The following is a 20,179-nucleotide window of genomic DNA, read 5'->3' on the forward strand; positions in this document are numbered from 1 at the left end:
AATTATACCTTCTCGACTTCCGGTCGTCCGAGAATGCCAGACGGCTTGAAGATCAGGACGATGGCGAGAATGGAGAAGGTCGCGACGTCCTTGTAGTCGATGGTGAAATAGGCCGACCAGAGGGACTCGATGAGCCCGATCAACAGTCCGCCGAGAACGGCGCCCGGCAGCGATCCGATGCCGCCGAGAACGGCCGCGGTGAACGCTTTGACGCCAGGCACGAAACCGTCGGTGAAGACGACGACGCCATAATACATCAGATACATCGTGCCGGCGACGGCAGCGAGTGCTGCACCCATGATGAAGGTCACCGAGATGGTGCGGTCGACGTCAACACCCAGCAGCGCCGCCATCTTGCGGTCCTGTTCGGTCGCGCGCTGGGCACGGCCGAGCGGCGTCTTGTTGACGATGTACCAGAAGATCGAAAGCAGAGCCGCCGTGATGACGATGATGATGATCTGCTTCAGCGAGATGGTGATGCCGAAGACTTCGTAGACCGAAGAGACGAGCGGCGGGATCGGCTTGTTGCGCGGGCCCTGCGTCACCTGGATGAAGTTCGACAACGCAATCGACATGCCGATCGCGGTGATCAGCGGCGCAAGCCGGAACGAACCGCGCAGCGGCCGATAGGCCACTTTCTCGATCGTCCAGTTCCAGAGACCTGCGGTCAGCATGCCGACGATCATCATCAGCAGGAGAGCAAGTACAACCGGGACGCCCCCGATGAATGTTGTGAGAATAAGAAAGACAATCAAAGCAGCAAAGCCGCCGAGCATGAAGATATCGCCGTGGGCGAAGTTGATCATGCCAATGATGCCGTAGACCATGGTATAACCGATTGCGATCATACCATAAATAGACCCAAGAGTCAGCCCGTTGACGAGCTGCTGGACGAAATACTCCATCAATCTTCCCCTGGACCAGATCCATAACGGTCCGGTCTCTTGTTTTTTGAGCTCATTGTTGAGCGCTGTGTTTGCTCGATTCCATACCTCTTTCAAACGAAAAGGAAAGCTAAAAAACGCGACTTCGCCAAAAACTTCCTCGATAAAATCGATTTGACGCTTTTACAGCCAGAAAAATCAAATCTTTCGCAGCTTTCGCCCGCGAAAGCATCAACTTTAGTCGTAAAAGCGTCGGGTATTCTATGAAGCTTCGACAGCCACTTCGGTCTGCATTACACCTCGAATGCTTAGGCGCGCATGCGCTGACCGTTCGAATCGAACAGCGGATGCGGCTGAAGACGGGCCGGCAGGATCTCACCCAAGAGTTCGATCGACCAGCCATCGCTTCGGTCGGCGATCTCCTTGGGCACGTAGCCCATGGCGACCGAAACCCCACTTGCATGCGCATAGCCGCCCGATGTCACCCAGCCGCGCACGACACCGTCGAGATAGATGGGCTCGTCGCCGATGACGTCCGCATCCCTCGCATCGAGCACGAAGGTCCGCAGCCGCATCGCGCCGCCATCCGCCTTCTCCTTCACGGCCGCCGCCTTGCCAATGAAATCCGCATCCTTGCCGGTCGCGACGAAACGGCCGAGCCCAGCCTCGACCGGGCCATAGAGCGGACGATATTCGCGCGCCCAGCTGCCGAAGGATTTTTCGACGCGCAATGCATTCAGCGCCCTCAGGCCGAACAAACGGATCCCGGAAGCCGCCCCCTTCTCCATCAGCAGTTCGAAGAGATAACGCTGGTGCTCCGGTTTCATCCAGATCTCGTAGCCGAGATCGCCGGTGTAGCTGACGCGGCCGACGAGCGCGGGCGCCATGCCGAGATCCATCCGGCGGATGTCCATGAACGGGAAATCGGCGTCGGAGACATCGAGATGGGTCAGGCTTTCAAGCACATCGCGCGCCTTCGGCCCGGCGATCGACAGGCCCACCAGCTCCAGCTTCAACGCCTTCAGCGTCACCGAGCCGTCCGCAGGCAGATGCGCCTCGAACCAGCGCATGTGGTAGTCCTCGGCTATGCCGGATCCAACAAGCAGGAAATCCCCCTCGCCGAGCTTGGCAAGGGTGAAGTCGCCGATCAGCTTGCCGTCCTCCTTCAGCATCGGTGCCAATGCCATGCGCCCGACCTCAGGGATGCGGCAGGCAAGCATGCGGTCGAGCCAGGCTTCAGCGCCCTTGCCGGTGATCGCATATTTGGCAAAGCCCGATGTCTCCATCAGGCCGACGCCTTCGCGCACGGCCCGGGCCTCCGCGCCCACCGTCTCGAAGTCGGTCGAACGGCGCCAGGAGAAGGCGTCCTTCACGCCTTCGGGTGCAAACCACAGCGGCGTTTCAAGCCCGTAGGACGCGCCGAAGACGGCGCCCGCAGCCTTCAGCCGGTCGTAGATCGGCGTCGTCAACAGAGGCCTTGCCGCCGGCAGCTCCTCGTTCGGATAACGGATCGAGAAGCGACGCGAGTAGTTCTCGCGCACCTTGGCATTGGTATAGGCAAGCGTGGCGAAATCGCCGTAGCGCGAAACGTCCATGGCAAAGACGTCGAAGCCGGGGTCGCCATGGATCATCCAGTTGGCAAGCGCCAGGCCGACGCCGCCACCCTGGCTGAATCCGGCCATGACGGCGCAGGCCGACCAGAAATTCCTCAAGCCCCGCACCGGGCCGACCAGCGGGTTACCGTCCGGCGAGAAGGTGAAAGGACCGTTGATGATCTTCTTGATGCCGGCCTTGTTGAAGGCCGGGAAGTGCCGGAAGCCGACCTCGAGTTCGGGCGAGATACGGTCGATGTCCTCGGCGAGAAGTTCATGGCCGAAGTCCCAGGGCGTCGTGACGGGCGACCACGGACGACACGCCTTCTCATAGGTGCCCATCAGCATGCCGTTCCGCTCCTGGCGGAGATAAATCTCGCCGTCGAAATCGACACAGTGCATCAGCTCCTTGCCGCGCGTCTGGTTGAACTCGATGACCTCGGGCATGTCCTCGGTGATGAGATACATGTGCTCCATAGCGAGCACAGGCAGCTCCAGCCCCACCATGCGCCCCACCTCGCGGGCCCAGAGGCCGGCGGCGTTGACGACATGCTCGGCGACAATCTCGCCCTGGTTGGTGATCACCCGCCAGCAACCGTCTTCCCGCTGCACCAGATCCTCGACCTTGGTGTGCAGATAGATCTCCGCACCGTTCTTCTTCGCCGATTTGGCATAGGCATGCGTCGTGCCATAGGGATCGAGATGCCCCTCGACCGGATCGAACACCGCACCGACGAACTGGTCGGGATCGAGCAGCGGCATCAGGTCATGCGCTTCCCTGGGCGTCAAAAGCTCGGCTTCGAGCCCCATGTAGCGGCCCTTGGCAAGGATCGACTTCATCCAGTCGAAACGTTCCTTGGTGGCGGCGAGCATCATGCCGGAGGTCATGTGCAGGCCGACATCCTGGCCGGAATACGCCTCGATCTCCTTGTAGAGCTCGACCGTATATTTCTGCAGCTTGGCGACGTTCGGGTCACCGTTGATCGTGTGCATGCCGCCGGCCGCGTGCCAGGTGGAGCCGGAGGTGAGTTCCGATCGTTCAAGCAGCACGGCATCGGTCCAGCCGAATTTCGTCAGGTGATAGAGCACCGAACAACCGACGACACCGCCTCCGATAACGACGACCTTGGCATGGCTTTTCATGCGTACACTCCGTCTCCCCATGCTCCTGTCGGAGGCATGGCCAAATTGTCAGGAAGAAACTCAGGCACGGCCACCACTTGCTTCAGAGACAGAAGTGCAAGCGGCGAATGATGAAAGCCTAGTCAGAAAGACGGCGCCGATAAAGACACGGCTGCGAAGGACGCTTGTCCATTTCCGCCGTTTGCTGGCGGATGGGCGACCTGTTTGCGGCATTTCATGCCGCATTTGATTTCGACCTCTTGAAGGGGCCGTTTCAATCCGAGAAGGCGGCGGTGAGATCGAAGGCCCGCCCCATCTTCATCAGGTCGTCGAAGAGCGATTCCGCATAGCTCCGCGGCACGATCAGCTCGAACGTGTCCTCGTCCGTCCGGGCGAGATTGACCGGGATGTGACCGCACAGCGCATTGGTGCTGCCGCCAACCGTGAAGGCTGAGGGATGAAGATCAAGGCCGATGCCCTTGGCGAGGATGCTGCGCACGTTCGGGCCGGCGATCCGGAAGACGACGCGCCCATCGCTTTGGTCGACAACATAGGCACCGCCGTCGCAAAGCTCTTCGAGCCAACGCACGAGCCCGCTCGGCGCTTCCACCTCGGAGACGACAATCCATTCCCCCGGTGCCGAAAACCGCATGGACAAGTCGGACTGTGCGGCGATCGCCTCACGCACGGTCTCCTCCCGGCCGGCGCGCGCAAGAACCGTCGCCATCGTGCGCCAATGCCCGACCATCAGGTGGTCGGCCGCCGGCGACATGGGTGCCGATCGCAGTTTCTGCTCCAGTGCGTGGCGGTTGTTGTAGTCGCGAACCATCACCGCCTCCTCAGGCCTTCAGCTTTGCATTTTGCGGATCGACCAAGACCGGGTCGCAGACCTCGGCGACGATCTCCTGATCGCGCAGCTTGTCGAACACCACGACCTTCTCGCCATAGCGTTCGCGCCCGGATTTCAGGAAGGCAAGCGCGATGGCGTGGCCCAGGACCGGCGAGAAACCGGCCGAGCTGACCCAACCCTGATCGTTCAGCGTCGAGGGCTTGGTCCCCTCCTTCAGAAGATGCGCTCCGGCCCGCATGTCCTTGTCGGCATCGACGGGCTTCAGACCAACAAGCTGCATGCGATCCGCCGCCGTCAGGCCGTAGCGCGTCGACAGGCGCTTGCCGATGAAGTCGGTCTTCTGCATCGAGAGCATTCGGCCGAGCCCGGCATCGTCTGGCGTCACGCGACCGTCGAATTCCGCATGCGTCAGCAGACCCTTCTCCAGCCGCAGCACGTTCAAGGCTTCGACGCCATAGGCACAGATTTCATGCGGCCGGCCGGCCTCCATGATCTGGTCGGCCACCGCCTCGCCATAACCTGCCGGCACCGCCAGTTCGAAAGCCAGCTCCCCGGAGAAGGAAATGCGGAAGAGCCGCGCCGACACGCCGCTTTTCAGGACGATCTTGCGGGCGGACAGGAACGGAAACGCGCCATCGGAAATATCGCCATCGACGATCTGCTGCAGCACCGCGCGCGCTTTCGGACCAGCGATCGCCATCTGCGCCCATTGGTCGGTCGACGAGGTGAAGCGGACTTCGAGTTCAGGCCAGAGCGTCTGGGCGCAATATTCCAGGTGCGCCATGACGGGACCGGCCATCGCCGTCGTCGTGGTGACGAAGAAATGTTCCTCGTCGAAGCGGCTGACCGTACCGTCGTCGAAGACGAAACCGTCTTCGCGCAGCATCAGACCGTAACGCGCCTTGCCGATCGGCAGCTTCAGGACCGGGTTGCAATAGAGACGGTTGAGGAACTCCGCAGCGTCGGGGCCGAAGACCTCGATCTTGCCGAGGGTCGAGACGTCACAGAGGCCGACATTGGCCCGCACGTTCAAGACTTCGCGATCGACGCTGTCGCGCCAGGTCTTTTCGCCGGCGCGCGGGAACCAGGCGGAACGATGCCAGAGCCCGGCCTCGACGAAGGTCGCGCCATTTTTCATCGCCCAGCCATGCAGCGGCGACTTGCGCGCCGGTGCTGCATGCTCATCGCGCGCCGTGCCGGCAAGTGCACCGAAGGAGACCGGGGTGTAGAACGGCCTGAAGGTGGTGGTGCCGACCTCTGCCGGGCTGACGCCGCGCATGCCGGCAAGAATGCCGACGGCATTGATGTTGGAAAGCTTGCCCTGATCGGTCGCCATGCCGCTGGTCGTGTAGCGCTTGGCGTGCTCGACATGGCCGAAACCTTCGCGCAGCGCCAGGCCGAGATCCTTCGCATGCACGTCGTTCTGGAAGTCGACAAAGGCCTTCGATTTGGCGCCCGGTACATACCAGAGCGCTGAAAAGGACGTGGCCTCTTCGCCATCGACGACCGGTGCTGCGGCCGAGCTGGCGCTGAAACCGAGGTCGGCCGCAATCGCTGCGGCCTTCTCCGCACCATCGGACAGGCAGCCCGAGAGCGTGTAGACACCGTTTGCAGCGCCCACGGGACGCAGGCCGCCACCGACATCAGGTGCGACGAAGGCCTTCAATTCCTCCGACCAGCCCGGTCTTGCGCCGCGCTGGCAGGCAAGATGCACGACAGGGCTCCAGCCACCGGACATCCCCAGCGCATCGCAGGCGATCAGTTCCTCGAAGCCGGAGCGTTCGACGACGATGCCCTTGAGGCGCTGCCTGCCCTTCGTGTCGACGATCGAGGCCGAGCGGATCACCCTGACACCCTCGGGCGCCTGATCGGTCGCCTCAGCGCGGGCGTCGACGATCGCCGCGATGGCGACGCCCTTGGACGCAAGGGCCCGCGCTGTGCGGTACCCGGCGCTGCCGCTGGTAGAGATCGTGACCTGCTTGCCGGCGGCCACACCATAGCGCTCGGCATAGGTGGTCATGGCGCCCGCCATCATCACGCCGGGCCTATCATTGCCGCCGAACACCAGCGGGCGTTCCTCGGCACCGGTTGCCATCAGCGCGCGCTTGGCAACGATGCGCCAGACACGCTCGCTCACGAGCTTCGAAGACGGTTCAGCGACGTGTTTCTGCACGCGTTCAACCGCGCCGAAGACGTTGTCGTCATACCAGCCGAAGACCGTGGTGCGCGAAAGCAGCGTGACATTGGGCAGCGCTTGCAGTTCGGCGACGGTGCGGTCGGCAAAGACCGATGCCGGCGCGCCGTCGACGGTCTCGCCGGTCGCAAGCAGGGAGCCGCCGAGCCGGAAATCCTCGTCGGCGACGATGACCCGAAGGCCGGCGCGGCCGGCCGTCAGTGCTGCCATCAGGCCGGCGGGACCGGCACCGACGACGAGCAGGTCGCAGAACGCCCAGGACTTCTCGTAGCTCTCGGGGTCGCGCTCCAGCACCGCCCGGCCGAGGCCGGCGGCGCGGCGGATGAAGGGTTCGTAGACGCGCTCCCAGAACTGCTTCGGCCACATGAAGGTCTTGTAGTAGAAGCCGGCGCCGAGGAACGGCGAAAGGACGCCGTTGACCGCCCCGACATCGAAGCCGAGAGACGGCCAGCGGTTCTGGCTTTTGGCAGTCAGCCCGCCATAGAGTTCGGCGACGGTCGCCTTGGTGTTGGCATCGGTGCGGGCACCAGAGCCGAGGGTGACGAGCGCGTTGGGCTCGGAGGGCCCGGCGCTGACGATGCCGCGCGGCCGGTGGTATTTGAAGCTGCGGCCGACGAGCAGCTGGTCATTGGCAAGAAGTGCGGAGGCGAGCGTATCGCCGGAAAATCCGCGCAGCGGCCGGCCGTCGAAGGTGAAGCTCAACGTTTTGCTGCGATCGACGAGGCCGCCGGAGGAAAGACGATAGCCGGTCATCGCGCAGCCCTCCGCGCAAACTCGGCCGCATCGACGACGGAATAGACCTCGTGGGTGGCCGTGTCGCGCTCGACCACCAGGAAGCGGCGACAGCCGGCGATGTGATGCCAATGCTCCAACGTGCGCCCACGCGGGTTGGCGCGCACATAGACGTAATCATGCCAGGCCTCGTCCGAATCCATGGGCTCGGGACGGCCGCGCGAGGCGTCGCCGCGGATCGCGAATTCTTCCTTCGGTCGGACCCCGCAATGCGGGCAGGTAATCAGGCTTGCCATCGTCTTCCGTGTCCTGAAGCCGCACTCCGGCTTCCTGTTCATTCCATACGAGCCGGCGGGCCGGCCGTGTCCTGTCAGTGAAGGTTGGGCTGCGGGCCGGCGCCGGCCTCGTCGACGGCATAGCCGCGGGCGAAGCGATCGAGCCTCAAGGCGCGCGCCACCGGATGGGTGTCGTTCTTGGCGATCAGGTGGGCGAAGCAGTAGCCGGAGGCCGGCGTCGCCTTGAAACCGCCGTAGCACCAGCCGCAGTTCAAGTAGAGATTGTCGATCGAGGTGCGGTCGATGATCGGCGAGCCGTCCATGCTCATGTCCATGACGCCCCCCCAGGCGCGCAGCACCCGAACGCGCGACAGGCCGGGGATCATCGTCACCCCCTCCTCCATCACGTGCTCGGCGGTCGCCAGATTGCCGCGCTGGGCATAGGACGAATAGCCGTCGATCTCGGCGCCGAAGACGAGGCCGCCCTTGTCCGATTGCGAGATGTAGAAGTGGCCGCCACCATAGACGATCACGTGATCGATGCAGGGCTTCAGCCCCTCGGTCACGAAGGCCTGCAGCACATGGCTTTCCAGCGGCAGCTTCAGATCCGCCATTTCGCCGACGCGCGAGGTGTTGCCGGCCGCCGCCAGCGCCAGCTTGCCGCAGCCGATGAACCCCTTGGTCGTTTCGACGCCGGTGACGACACCGTTTTCGCGGCGAATGCCGGTCACTTCGCAATGCTCGATGATGTCGACACCATGCTGGTCGGCGCCGCGGGCATAGCCCCAAGCGACCGCATCATGCCGCGCGGTACCGGCGCGGCGCTGCAGCAGGCCACCGAGGATCGGATAGCGGGCGTGATCGTAGTTGAGGAAGGGGATCATCTTCTTCAACTGCTCACGCTCGATGAGCTCCGCTGCCACGCCTTCCATCCACATGGCATTGCCGCGGCGCACATAGGCATCGCGCTGGCCGTCGCTGTGGTAGAGCATGATGACGCCGCGCTGCGACAGCATTACATTGTAGTTGAGATCCTGCTCCAGCCCCTCCCAGAGCTTCATCGAGAACTCGTAGAAGGGTTCGTTGCCGGGCAGCATGTAGTTGGAGCGCACGATCGTCGTGTTGCGACCGACATTACCCGAGCCGAGATAGCCCTTTTCCAGGACCGCGACGTTCTTCACGCCGAATTCCTTGGCGAGATAATAGGCGGTCGAGAGCCCATGGCCGCCGCCGCCGACGATGATCACGTCATAGTGGGATTTCGGCTGTGGCTGGCGCCAATGCGGTTTCCAGTTCAGGTTTCCGGAAAGGGCGTTCCTGACAAGCGAGAAGGCGGAATAACGCATGAAGGCATCCAGTTCAGTTGCGCCGGCACATTTGCACAGCCGGAACGCGGAAGCAAAGACGCAAAGCCTCTCGCAATTGCAAAAAAGCTTGAGATGCTCCGCCCCGCAGATCAGTTGCGACCACGCGTAAAGAGCCGCCTGCCATGTCAAAAGCATGGCTATAATCTTCCTCTCAATATGCTATGGGCCTGATGACGGACCGAAAGACAGGGCGAATGCTGGAGATACTGCAACAATCGGCAATAACGGCGGGTCGGGCCATTCTCGACATCTACAATGCCGGGCCGGAGGTCACGCACAAGCCTGACTGCTCGCCGGTCACCGATGCCGACACGACGGCCGAACGCATCATCCTGGCAGACCTCGCCTCCGCCTTTCCGGACATCCCCGTGGTCGCCGAGGAAGCGGTGTCCGCCGGCTTCGTGCCGGAGATTTCCGGCAAGTCGTTTTTCCTTGTCGATCCGCTCGACGGCACCAAGGAATTCATCAGCCGCAACGACGACTTCACCGTCAACATCGCGCTGATCGAAAACGGCGCGCCCGTCGCGGGCGTCGTCTACGCCCCGGCGCTTGGAATCCTCTATGCGGCACACCATGGCAAGGCGGTAAAGTCGGTTATTGATGGCAGCTTTCGCCTGACCGAAGAAACGATCATCGGCTGCCGCAGCTGCGGGGATCGCATGGTGGGGCTCGCCAGCCGCTGGCACAACAGCGCCGAGACGATCGACTACCTCGAAAAACACGGCATCGCCGATTACCGGACGGTCGGCTCGTCCTTGAAATTCTGCCTGCTCGCCGAAGGCGTGGCCGACGTCTATCCCCGCTTCAGCCGGACGATGGAATGGGACACCGCCGCTGGCGACGCGATCCTGAGGGCCGCCGGTGGCGAAACGCTGACGATGGATGGCACGCCGCTTACCTACGGCAAGCGCAACCAGAAGGACGACAGCGACTTCGCCAATCCCTGGTTCGTATCGCGCGGCAAGCCCTGAGCAGGTCGCGCAAGGGCTGAGCCGGTTCCTAAGCCTCTCTCGTCTGGATCCCAGCGGCGATCAGCTGGCCGATCGATTTCTCGTTAAAGGGTTTGTCGATCCGCGGAACGTGCCTGAGATAGGTCGGGAAGTGCTCGGCATCGCCGTAGCCGCTGGTGAAGCCGAACGGCATTCCGCGGGCAAGCATGGCATCGGCAACCACGAAACTCGTGTGATCGCCGAGATTGACGTCGAGGATCGCAAAATCGAAGGCCTGGAGCGCCAGCAGCTCCAATGCCTGGTTCGCATTTCCGGCGATCGTAACCTGCAATATTCCGAGAGAAGCGAGGATTTCCTCGACGTCCATGGCGATGATGAAGTTGTCCTCGAGAACGAGGACCGTCCGGACGGACGGTGAAAGCTCGGCCATGTCAATGCACTCCATTTTTCACGCACAGCGACGGCAGTCATCGTCGCTGCAGGCGCATTTCCAGGCGGAATGCCGTCCAGAGTCCCGGAACCTCCACTGAGGCAACGGCAACGACTGAGCTTAGGCTCCAATGGCCTGACCTGGCATTTAAAAAAGACATGTGAGCGTCATGACGGGATCGGGAACAACCCTTTCGTCGCGGCGTTCAGTTCATGCGGCGTGGCCTCGGCCGCCTCCGCTCGACATTCCAAGACAGAACTGGAGCAGAAGAATGAAACAGACTGCCGCCGTGCTGAAGCCCAAGGTCAGGGACGAAGAATTCGACATCGGCCTGACGAAGGCCTATCGCCAGCAGATGGCAACCGCGCTTTCCGATATCCTTGCCGATACCTACAAGCTGGTGATCAAGAGCCACATCTACCACTGGAACGTGGTCGGGCCCCTGTTCAAGCCGCTGCACGAACTGACCGAAGAGCACTACAACGCGCTGTTCAAGGCAACCGACATCATTGCCGAGCGCATTCGCGCCCTTGGCCACCTGGCGCCGGCGAAGCTCGCCGAAGCAAAAACCTTCGCCCCCAGCGCCGCCTCGGTCAACCACACGACGGCGGCCGAGATGGTGGCAGACCTGATCACCGATCACGAAGCGGCGGCGCGGCGCATACGCGAGGCCGGCACCAAGGCCGATGAAAACGGCGACCTGGTCACGACGGACATGCTGACCGATCGCCTCAACTTCCATGAAAAGGCTCTGTGGATGCTGCGGGCGATCGTTGCCGCCTGATCTCCCCCACCTTGACATCGATGCGGCCCTGGCGCCGCATCGATCGGCTTCGACTGGGCACGTCAGATGAACGGCCGCTTGGGTTCGCGGAGCCCTTCCCAGCCTGAAACCGCGAGCAGGCCGTCGATGTCGCGGACATTGCAGCCCTTCTCCGCCCAGCGGATCAGGCCCCGTTCGGCAAGTTTCTTCAAAGTCTTGTTGGTGTGAACGATCGAAAGACCCAGCGTGTCGGCCACATGCTGCTGGCTGATCGGAATGGCGACGCGGCTGTTGCTGAAGAGGTCGAGTACCTCCGCCCGCTGATAGAGGAAGGCGATGAGATAGGCCGCCCGCTCCAGCGCGGATCGGCGGCCGATGCTCAAGAGGTTTTCATCCAGAATGCGCTCCTCGCGTGCAGCGATCCAGGTGAGATCATAGGCAAGCTCAGGGTAGTTCTCGAACAGGCGGTTGAGCTTGCCGCGCTCGAAGACGCACAGAGTGACGGGCGACAGCGCTTCGATCGAATGCTGCATCTCCCCCATCAGGCTGCCCTGCAGTCCGATCAGATCGCCGGGCATCACATAGTTGAGGATCTGGCGGCGGCCGTCATCGAGCATTTTGTAGCGGAAGCCCCAGCCGGAAAGCACGGTGAAAAGGTGCGCACTGTGCGCGCCTTCGACGAGTATGGTCGCGCCACCATCGACCGCCAGTTCGCCAGTCTTGAACTGCGAAACGAAGGCAAGTTCTTCGCCGGTAAAGGCACGAAAATGATCGAGCTTGCGCAAGGGACAGCTTTCGCAAGGGGTGCGCTTTTCGTTGCGGGCTGTCATTTCGTTCATCGTTCCATCCACCGCATGCGTTCGTTCAGGCATTTGCGTCCAAAACTGCAAGTAGCGCCGGCATCGCAGGTGACAAGATACAACCCTGAAAACACTTGGTTTTCCGAAGCGCCATCGTTGCCATGATCATGGACAGCCAGCCCTTCGCGCCCTATCTCTTGCACTCGACCCCGCCACAGGAGCTTCACCATGTCCCACCCTGCCTTCGCCCCCGGCAATGTCGCTGTCGTTACCGGTGCTGCTTCCGGCATCGGCATTGCGGCCGCCAGACACTTCGCGACGCTCGGCATGTACGTCGTGCTCACCGACCTCGCGGGCGACAAGCTGGAGAAGGCGGCCGCCGAAGTCGCAGCCGCCTCGCCCGGCGGGGCGCGGCACGTCACGGCCATCGCGACAGACGTCTCGCGGCTCGACACGCTGGAAGCGCTCGAGCGGGAGGTGCATCAGCGGCTCGGCGACGTGCATGTGCTCATGAACAATGCCGGCATTCAGCCCGGTAGCGCGATCCTCGGCCCCTTGGCCGCCTGGGAGGCGACGCTCGGGGTCAATCTCTGGGGCGTCATCAACGGTTCGCGCGTCTTTGCATCCCGGATGATCGCCCACGGCAAACCGGCCGTCATCATCAACACCGGCTCGAAACAGGGCATCACCACGCCGCCCGGCGACCCGGCCTACAACGTCTCCAAGGCGGCCGTGAAGGTCTTTACCGAGGCGCTGGAGCACGAGCTGCGCAACACCGCCGGAAGCCAGGTCCACGCGCACCTGCTGATCCCCGGTTTCGTCTACACCGGGCTGACGGCTGGCGGCCGCACGGAAAAGCCCGCCGGCGCCTGGACGTCGGAACAGACGGTAGACTTCATGATGGAGAGCCTGGCGCGCGGGGATTTCTACATCCTCTGCCCTGATAACGACGTGCCACGCGCGACCGACGAACGGCGTATCCTGTGGGCCGCCGGCGACATCGTCGCGAACCGGCCGCCGCTGTCGCGCTGGCATCCGAAATATGCGGATGCCTTCAAGGCATTCCTCGACAAGGATGGCGATTGATCCTCCTACGTTGACACTGCGTTCTCGGCGACCCTTCTGGTGCTGGCGGGACACATCGTGTTTTGTGGGACGACGATAATGAGGGACTAAGAATGACGAGCGGCATCCATCACATCACCCTGATTGCCCGGAAGGTCCAGGCAAACGTCGACTTCTATGTCGGCTTTCTTGGCTTGCGCCTCGTCAAGCGGACGGGCGGCTATGAGGACGCCAACCAGCTGCACCTTTTTTACGGCGACGCCGAGGGTTCGCCGGGTTCGCTCGTGACCTTCCTGATGTGGGAAGACGGCGGCCGCGGCCGCGTGGGCCATGGCCAGCCGAGCGAAATCGCGTTTGCCATCCGGCCGGAGAGTATCGGCTTCTGGCTGACCCGCGCGCTGCAGTTCAACATCGCCACGTCAGGGCCAGCGCAGGAGTTCGGTGAGCCGGTGCTGCGGCTCAAGGATCCGGACGGTGTCATCGTCAAGCTCGTCGGCACCGAGTTGGTTTCGGGTGCGGCCCCCTGGAGCCCGCGCGATATCCCGGCGGAAGACGCCATCCGCCGCCTGCGTGGCGCCACGATCCTCACGGAAAAGCCGGAGGATTCCGTTCGCTTCCTGACGTCCCATTTCGGTTATACGGAAACCGGCGCAACCGACGCGATCCGGCGGCTCACCTCCGCCTCCGGCGACACCATCGACGTGCGCAATGCAAGCGGCTTCTGGACGTCTGCCCCCGGAACCGGAACGATCGATCACATCGCCTTCCGCGCGCCCGACCGAGCCGCCGTGGAACGGGTGCACGAGGACCTGCAACGGGATGGCGCGGGCGCGATCAATGCGCATGACCGCAAATACTTCTATTCGCTCTACGTCCGCGAACCCGGTGGGTCGCTCTACGAACTGGCCAGCGACGTGCCCGGCTTCACCGTCGACGAACCGAAGGAAACACTCGGCACCGAACTCTTCGTGCCGGCGCATTTCAGCGCCGCGCGCGAAGAAATGCTGCTGGCCATGCCGCAGTTCGCCCTGCCGGGAGAACCGCGGCTGACCGAGCGCGACCTGCCCTTCGTGCACCGCTTCTATCACCCTGGCGTGCTGGATGACCGCACCTTCATGCTCTTGCACGGCAGCGGCGCCAACGAAACGCAGCTTCTCCACCTCGCCCATCAGGTCGACAGGCAGGCGACGCTTGTCGGCATTCGCGGCCGGTCGAACGAGGAGGGAACGCCGCGCTGGTTCCGGCGCTATTCGCCGACGACCTTCGACCAGAAGGACGTGCGGTCGGAAGCCGAGGCCTTTGCTGCCTTCGTCGAGGGTGCCCGCGACGGCTACCGCATCGATCTGGAGAAGACGGTTTTCATCGGCTACTCCAACGGCGCCAATCTTCTGGTGGCCCTGATGCTGTTGTATCCGGGGCTCGTGCGCAATGTCGTACTGATGCGCTCAATGCTCGTCCTCGACGACGTGCCGCCGCCGGATCTCTCGGGTACGAAGGTGCTGCTCCTGACCGGCAAGCACGACAGCTACGGCGACTTCGCTCCACGCCTCAGGGAAGAGCTCGTCCGCACGCGCGCGGATCTGACCGCGGTCGACCTCGACATGGGCCACGAGATCGGCGCGCCAGATATCGCGGCTATCCAGCAATGGCTGCAGGATAAGGGCCTCTAAGCGTTTCTGAGGTCGTTTCGGCGAATGCTTTCGAGAAATCCAACAGCGCTCGCTCCCTCACCCTCATGCTTGGGCTTTGCCCGAGCATCCATACCCAGTCCTGTCCGCGATGTCCGGGGCAGCCTTAGCGCCTCACTGTGTCGGCAGACTACCGCGCTCCCTCAGCGCCGGCAAAATCCGCAAATGCCTTGACGAAGGCGGCGAGCCGGTCGCGGGCGTCCGTGTCCGTCAGCGTCCCCGCCTCATCGAAAAGCGTATCCGCCTTGGGCAGCATCAGGCGCTTGCCGGACCAGAGCTCGGCGCCGAGCGTGCGCATGACGGGCAGCCAGGCGTTCTGGCTGAGAATGGTGCCGAAATTGCCGGGCGAGCTGCCGGCAAGCGCAAAGGGCCGACCGCGAAACACCTTGGCGATATCGGCGGAAGGCCGGCTCATCCAGTCGATCGCGTTCTTGAACACGCCGGGGATGGAGTTGTTGTATTCCGGCGTGAACAGGATGACGCCGTCGGCAGCCATCACCTTTTGCTTCAGCGCCGTCACGGCGTCCGGAATGCCGCTCTCCTTTTCGACATCGCCGTCATAGAGCGGAATTCCGTGCAGCGTCGCGGTGTCGAATTCGACGCCACCAGGCGGGTTTTCCGCGGCCGCCCGCATCAGGCCGGTGTTGAACGACGCCTTGCGCAGGCTCCCGGAAATGCCGAGGATTTTTGTCATGAGGTCTGGTCCTTTTCCAAGTCCTTGCGGGCGCGCCTCGAAGCGCGAGGCGGGATGCCATCGACATAGGCAACGCAACAGCTGTCATGATGGGTCCGCGCGGAACCGATGTCCAACGGGATCAGAGGGATAGAGACAAAAAAGCCGGGGACGAGCCCCGGCTTTTCGTTGGGATCAGACCGTTAGACGAGCGGCTTCAGCCGGGCCTCGATCTGCGCGCGCTTCGGCTCCAGGAACGGCGGCAGAGACAGGCTCTCACCGAGCGTTTCCATCGGCTCGTCGACGGCAAAACCGGGACCATCGGTCGCGATCTCGAAGAGGACGCCGTTCGGCTCGCGGAAATAGAGCGAGCGGAAATAATAGCGCTCGACCTCGCCGCTCGACGGCAGACGGAAGCCGTTAAGCCGTTCCGTCCACTCCGTCAGCGCCGCATTATCAGGCGCCCGGAAGGCGACGTGGTGCACGGCACCGGCGCCCTGACGCGCGATCGGCAATCCCGGTTGGACGGCCACGTGCAGTTCGGCCGCAGGACCGCCCTCGCCCATGGTGAAGACGTTGACTTCCCCCTCGCCGTCCGGCGACGGATAGGTGCGGGCCTTGCTCATGTTCATCACATGCGTCAGGACGAGTTCGGTGTTCGTGATGTCAGGCACGCTGATGGTGATCGGTCCGAGGCCCTTGATCTGGCGCTCGGCCGGCACCGGGCTCTTTTCCCAGGGGTGTGAGGGCGCAAGCCCGCCGTCGTCGACCAGCCGGAAACGTTGGCCTTCGCCATCCTCGAAATCAAGCGCGGTGCGGCCATCGATCTCCGTGACCTCTCCACTCGTGACCTTGAGTTCGTCGAAGCGGTCCTTCCACCAGCGAACGGTTTCGGCGCTGCCGACCCTCAGACCCGTGCGCGAAATGCTGTGCGTGCCGCGCCCTTCCGGCCCGACCGGCCAGTCGAAGAAGGTCAAGTCCGTGCCGGGCGTGGCGCGCCCGTCGGCATAGAAGAGGTGATAGGCGGTGGTGTCGTCCTGGTTGACGGTTTTCTTGACCAGCCGCAGCCCGAGCGTCTCGGTGTAGAAGCGCAGGTTTTCCGGTGCGTTGGCGGTGATCGCCGTCAGGTGATGGATCCCAGTCAGTTGCAAGCTCATGATTGCCTCCAATGCGTTGGCATTGCTGTTGAGCCCAATATGGGATGCCGCATCGTTTCCGACAGTAGACCAATAGAGAACAGAACGTTCTCCTCAGGTGACAACAAACGGCCCGTCCGCGCTGCCATCGCTGAGGCGCAACGGCGATCGAGGCGCGCTCAGCGGCGATTGAGATCGCCGAGATAGGTGTTTTCAAGGCGGGAGATTGCGTAGGCCTTGGGGTCGATGTCGACGAGGAGCACGGCTTCCTGCCCAGACCCCGCCTTGGCGAGCAACTGCCCGTCGGGTGCTGCAATGCGCGACAGCCCGGCGAAGGAGAACAGCGAGTCCGAACCACAATGGTTGATGTAGGCGACGAACACCTGGTTCTCGAAGGCGCGCGTCTGGATCATGTGCTCGGCGATGAAATCGCCGGACCAGCCCGCCGGCAGCGCCGTCGGCACCAGCACGGCCTCGGCGCCGGCGAGCGCCAGCCGCCGCACATTCTCCGGAAACTCGACGTCGTAGCAGATCAGCATGCCGCAGGTGACGCCACGATGTGTGAAGAGCCGCGTCGACGGCTCCGGCGCGCGGAAGATCGAACGCTCATAGTCGCCGTAGAGATGGGACTTGCGGTAGACGACCGGCGCGGCATCGCCATCGACATAGACGGCGCTGTTATAGACGTCGTCGCCGTCGCGCTCGGCAAAGCCGGCGATGAGCGCAATGCCCGTCTCAGCGGAAATCGCCTTGAGGCGCTGAACGATCGCGCCATCCGGCGCCTCGGCGAGCGCTGTCAACGCCTCGCCGGCGCCATAGCCGGTGACGCCGAGTTCGGGCGTCAAAAGCAGCGTCGCCCCTTGTCCTGCAGCTTCCGCCGCGGCACGGGCAATGCGGTCAAGATTGGCGGCGACGTCACCCGCCGCCGATTGCATCTGGAGGGCGGCGAGTTTCATCATTTTCCATCCGACGACATGGCGCCAAGCAGCTTCGGCAGGTCGCCGAAACGGGCGACGAGGCTGAAGATCACCGCGGCGGTCGTGACGAAGAGTACCGTCACCGACGCCATGGTCGGCGTATAGCCGTAGCGCAGCGCATTGAAGATCTTGATCGGCAGCGTTTCCACCGTGAAGCCAACCGTCATGTAGGCAACGATGTATTCGTTGAGCGACAGCACGAAGGCGAAGGCGTAGCCCGACACGATATAGGGCAGAATCAGCGGCAGCACGACGGTGCGGAAGATCGTGCGCTCATCCGCCCCCATGGTCGAGGCGGCCTCGACCAGCGAGCGGTCGATCGAGGTGAAACCGAGCGACAACGTCACCAGCGGCAGCGTCACGAAGAAGATTGCGTGGCTGACGACGGCCGTCCACGGCTGGCCGTAGAAACCGACCGTCGCCCAAAAGGTGAGCATGCCGAGCGCGGTGATGACGGGCGGCAGCGTGAACGGCGCGACACCGAGAAGCTGAAAAATGTTCGCCCACGGCGCGATCCGCCGCCACAGGAACCAGGAGAGCGGCAGCGCGATCGCCACCGCAAGCGCCGCCGAAAGCACCGCCAGCGTCACCGAGGCAAAGAGCGCGTTGCGCCATTCCGGATTGAGGAAGATCTCGCCATACCAGGAGAGCGAAAAGCCCTGCGGCGGAAAGGCGAGCGTCTGCTTCTGGTTGACCGAGACGCCGGCAACGACGATCAGCGGCAGCGACAGGAACAGGCCGATCAGGAAGAAGTAGGCCTTGCGGAAGATCGAGGTCATGCCGCTTCTCCCTTGCGTCCGGCAATCACGGTGAGCGCCACGAGCCCGAGCGTGACCAGCACGAGGAACACGGCCATGGCGGCGGCAAACGGCATGTTCGACTGGTAGATCGCCTGGTCGGTGATCAGCACCGACAGCGTCCAGTGCTGCGGCCGGCCGAGAAGCTGCGGCAACAGATAGGAGCCGAGCGCGAAGATGAAGACCATGATCAAGGTGGCGGTGATGGTGTTGCGCAGCGCCGGCACGACCACGGTGAAGAAGGCTTTGAGCGGCGAGGCGCCGAGCGTGCGCGCGGCTTCCGTCAGGGTCGGATCGAGACGCACGAGCGCCGGGAAGAGTACGAGCACCGTATAGGGGAAGGCCTGATAGACCATGCCGGTCAAGACCGCGCCGAAGCTCGGCGTCAAGGCCTTGGCCTGCTCCATGATGCCGAGCGCAACGAGGATGTTGGTGATCCCTGCGGTGCGCGAAAACAGCGTCGACCAGGCAAAGCCGATGATGACTTCCGAGAGCGACAGGATCGACAGGAGCGCCACCAGCCACACGACCTGTACCTTCCGCGCCATGCGCGTCAGCATGTAGGTGAAGGGCAAGGCGAGCACGACGCAGCAGATCGCCACGATGACGGCGAGCATCAGCGAAAAGCCGAGCACACCGCCGAAAAAGACCGAGAGGAAGCGGGCGTAATTGTCGAAGACGAAGGCCGGCGTGTAGAAGCCGCCCTGCTGGCGCTGGAAGAAGCTGACGGCGATCATCGTGCCGAAGGGCACGACGAAGAAGATCGTCAGCATGGCCGCCGGAAAGAGGAGCGGCAGGTAGTCACCAAAGGTTTGGGGCGGTTCGCGTCTCATTTCTTCAGCACCACGCAGACATCGGGTGTGAGCGCGATGCCGACCTCCTGGCCGACGGAAACGTCGGGCCGGGCGCGCGGCGTCGAGACGGCGACAATCTGGTGTCCCGCGATATCGACGAAGGTTTCGATCGTGCCGCCAAGATCGCGCACGAAGGTGACCTTGCCGGTGAGCGCCCCGGCGCCGGGCGCCGTCAGGTGCACGTCTTCCGGGCGGACCGACAGCGTGCCCTTGTTGGCGCCCGCAGGCAGGGCGAGGCCGGGGACGACATGACCGAGCACTTCCGCGCGGCCGGCCCTGTCGGCCTTTACCTCGAGCAGGTTGGTCTGGCCGATGAAGTCGGCGACAAAGCTGTCGGCCGGGCGGCGATAGATTTCGATCGGCGACGCAGCCTGGCGGATCTCGCCGCCGCTCATGACGACGACGGTGTCGGCCATGGTCATCGCTTCGCGCTGGTCGTGGGTAACGACGATGGTGGTGATGCCCAGCTTCTGCTGCAGCTGGCGCAGTTCCACCTGCATCGCCTCGCGCAGCTTCGCGTCGAGCGCCGAAAGCGGTTCGTCGAGCAGGAACAGTTTCGGCGAGATCGACAGGGCGCGGGCGATCGCCACGCGCTGGCGCTGGCCGCCGGACAGCTTGGCGACCGGCCGGTCGGCATAGCCCGAAAGATGGATCATCGACAGAAGCTCGTCGACGCGCTTCTTCTGGTCTTCTTTTGCCGCACCGCGGATGCGCAGGGGGTAGGCGATGTTTTCGCCGACGGTAAGGTGCGGAAACAGCGCCAACGACTGGAACACCATGCCGAGGTTGCGCTTGTGCGTCGGAACCCGGGTGATGTCCTCGCCGTCGAGCCGGATCGCGCCGCCGGTCGGCAGATCAAGCCCGGCGATCATGCGCAGCAGCGTGGTCTTGCCGCAGCCAGATGGTCCGAGCATGCAGACGAAGGTGCCGTGCGGCACCGTCAGATCGACATTGTTGACGGCCCTAAAGGCTCCGAATTCCTTGACGACGTTTTGAAGGGCAAGTCCGGACATTGTTTCTCCGCGAGGAT

Annotated in this window: 18 protein-coding genes; 4 read left to right on the forward strand and 14 right to left on the reverse strand. The window is 63.3% G+C overall.

Annotated features, from left to right (window positions below; all coding sequences use genetic code 11):
* Positions 1 to 2: 2 nt before the first annotated feature.
* From AC3WVQ_RS13940 to AC3WVQ_RS13965, 6 genes are all read right to left on the reverse strand, one after another.
* The gene (locus AC3WVQ_RS13940; protein ID WP_034798833.1) at positions 3 to 905 is read right to left on the reverse strand and encodes a branched-chain amino acid ABC transporter permease; all 903 of its coding nucleotides are present in this window, start codon (positions 903 to 905) and stop codon (positions 3 to 5) included.
* Between the two features lie 287 nt (positions 906 to 1,192).
* Complete coding sequence (locus AC3WVQ_RS13945) at positions 1,193 to 3,619, reverse strand: GcvT family protein (protein ID WP_090298242.1); 2,427 nt, start codon at positions 3,617 to 3,619, stop codon at positions 1,193 to 1,195.
* Positions 3,620 to 3,872: 253 nt separating this feature from the next.
* Entirely contained in the window at positions 3,873 to 4,427 is a 555-nt protein-coding gene (locus AC3WVQ_RS13950) for a sarcosine oxidase subunit gamma (RefSeq protein WP_060605195.1), read from the reverse strand.
* Between the two features lie 10 nt (positions 4,428 to 4,437).
* Complete coding sequence (locus AC3WVQ_RS13955; protein WP_090298245.1) at positions 4,438 to 7,395, reverse strand: sarcosine oxidase subunit alpha family protein; 2,958 nt, start codon at positions 7,393 to 7,395, stop codon at positions 4,438 to 4,440.
* Complete coding sequence (locus tag AC3WVQ_RS13960; protein WP_090298248.1) at positions 7,392 to 7,670, reverse strand: sarcosine oxidase subunit delta; 279 nt, start codon at positions 7,668 to 7,670, stop codon at positions 7,392 to 7,394. The genes AC3WVQ_RS13955 and AC3WVQ_RS13960 overlap by 4 nt, the downstream gene beginning before the upstream one ends.
* 74 nt (positions 7,671 to 7,744) lie before the next feature.
* Positions 7,745 to 8,995, reverse strand: a complete 1,251-nt coding sequence (locus AC3WVQ_RS13965) for a sarcosine oxidase subunit beta family protein (protein ID WP_034798844.1) — start codon at positions 8,993 to 8,995, stop codon at positions 7,745 to 7,747.
* Positions 8,996 to 9,210: 215 nt separating this feature from the next.
* On the opposite strand from AC3WVQ_RS13965, the gene cysQ reads away from it, so the two are divergent.
* Positions 9,211 to 9,987, forward strand: coding sequence for a 3'(2'),5'-bisphosphate nucleotidase CysQ (cysQ, locus tag AC3WVQ_RS13970; protein WP_034798846.1), 777 nt, complete (start codon positions 9,211 to 9,213; stop codon positions 9,985 to 9,987).
* Positions 9,988 to 10,015: 28 nt separating this feature from the next.
* Here cysQ and AC3WVQ_RS13975 read toward each other — a convergent pair whose 3' ends face one another.
* Positions 10,016 to 10,402: a response regulator gene (locus tag AC3WVQ_RS13975; RefSeq protein ID WP_034798951.1), complete on the reverse strand. Its 387-nt coding sequence runs from the start codon at positions 10,400 to 10,402 to the stop codon at positions 10,016 to 10,018.
* 265 nt (positions 10,403 to 10,667) lie between these two features.
* On the opposite strand from AC3WVQ_RS13975, the gene AC3WVQ_RS13980 reads away from it, so the two are divergent.
* On the forward strand, positions 10,668 to 11,180 hold the full coding sequence (locus AC3WVQ_RS13980; protein ID WP_060583003.1) for a Dps family protein: 513 nt from the start codon (positions 10,668 to 10,670) through the stop codon (positions 11,178 to 11,180).
* Positions 11,181 to 11,242: 62 nt separating this feature from the next.
* On the opposite strand, the gene AC3WVQ_RS13985 is transcribed toward AC3WVQ_RS13980, so the two are convergent.
* Positions 11,243 to 11,998: a Crp/Fnr family transcriptional regulator gene (locus AC3WVQ_RS13985; RefSeq protein WP_034798848.1), complete on the reverse strand. Its 756-nt coding sequence runs from the start codon at positions 11,996 to 11,998 to the stop codon at positions 11,243 to 11,245.
* 189 nt (positions 11,999 to 12,187) lie between these two features.
* On the opposite strand from AC3WVQ_RS13985, the gene AC3WVQ_RS13990 reads away from it, so the two are divergent.
* Positions 12,188 to 13,045 carry an SDR family NAD(P)-dependent oxidoreductase gene (locus tag AC3WVQ_RS13990; protein ID WP_090298253.1) on the forward strand — a complete coding sequence of 286 codons (858 nt, stop codon included), beginning with the start codon at positions 12,188 to 12,190 and terminating at the stop codon, positions 13,043 to 13,045.
* Between the two features lie 92 nt (positions 13,046 to 13,137).
* The gene (locus AC3WVQ_RS13995) at positions 13,138 to 14,694 is read left to right on the forward strand and encodes a VOC family protein (protein ID WP_060583001.1); all 1,557 of its coding nucleotides are present in this window, start codon (positions 13,138 to 13,140) and stop codon (positions 14,692 to 14,694) included.
* A 148-nt stretch (positions 14,695 to 14,842) separates the two neighbouring features.
* Here AC3WVQ_RS13995 and AC3WVQ_RS14000 read toward each other — a convergent pair whose 3' ends face one another.
* From AC3WVQ_RS14000 to AC3WVQ_RS14025, 6 genes are all read right to left on the reverse strand, one after another.
* Entirely contained in the window at positions 14,843 to 15,406 is a 564-nt protein-coding gene (locus AC3WVQ_RS14000) for an NADPH-dependent FMN reductase (RefSeq protein ID WP_060520347.1), read from the reverse strand.
* A 182-nt stretch (positions 15,407 to 15,588) separates the two neighbouring features.
* On the reverse strand, positions 15,589 to 16,542 hold the full coding sequence (locus AC3WVQ_RS14005) for a ring-cleaving dioxygenase (protein ID WP_060583000.1): 954 nt from the start codon (positions 16,540 to 16,542) through the stop codon (positions 15,589 to 15,591).
* Between the two features lie 158 nt (positions 16,543 to 16,700).
* Positions 16,701 to 17,480, reverse strand: coding sequence for a carbon-nitrogen hydrolase family protein (locus AC3WVQ_RS14010; protein ID WP_090298259.1), 780 nt, complete (start codon positions 17,478 to 17,480; stop codon positions 16,701 to 16,703).
* Positions 17,477 to 18,277: an ABC transporter permease gene (locus tag AC3WVQ_RS14015; RefSeq protein ID WP_034798857.1), complete on the reverse strand. Its 801-nt coding sequence runs from the start codon at positions 18,275 to 18,277 to the stop codon at positions 17,477 to 17,479. Before AC3WVQ_RS14015 ends, AC3WVQ_RS14010 begins: the two co-directional genes overlap by 4 nt.
* Positions 18,274 to 19,128 carry an ABC transporter permease gene (locus AC3WVQ_RS14020; protein WP_060605215.1) on the reverse strand — a complete coding sequence of 285 codons (855 nt, stop codon included), beginning with the start codon at positions 19,126 to 19,128 and terminating at the stop codon, positions 18,274 to 18,276. The genes AC3WVQ_RS14015 and AC3WVQ_RS14020 overlap by 4 nt, the downstream gene beginning before the upstream one ends.
* Positions 19,125 to 20,162 (reverse strand): ABC transporter ATP-binding protein, encoded by a 1,038-nt coding sequence (locus AC3WVQ_RS14025; RefSeq protein WP_492382801.1) that lies wholly within the window; start codon positions 20,160 to 20,162, stop codon positions 19,125 to 19,127. Before AC3WVQ_RS14025 ends, AC3WVQ_RS14020 begins: the two co-directional genes overlap by 4 nt.
* Between the last annotated feature and the right edge of the window lie 17 nt (positions 20,163 to 20,179).

This window comes from Ensifer sp. EB106-05-01-XG146, assembly GCF_058791875.1.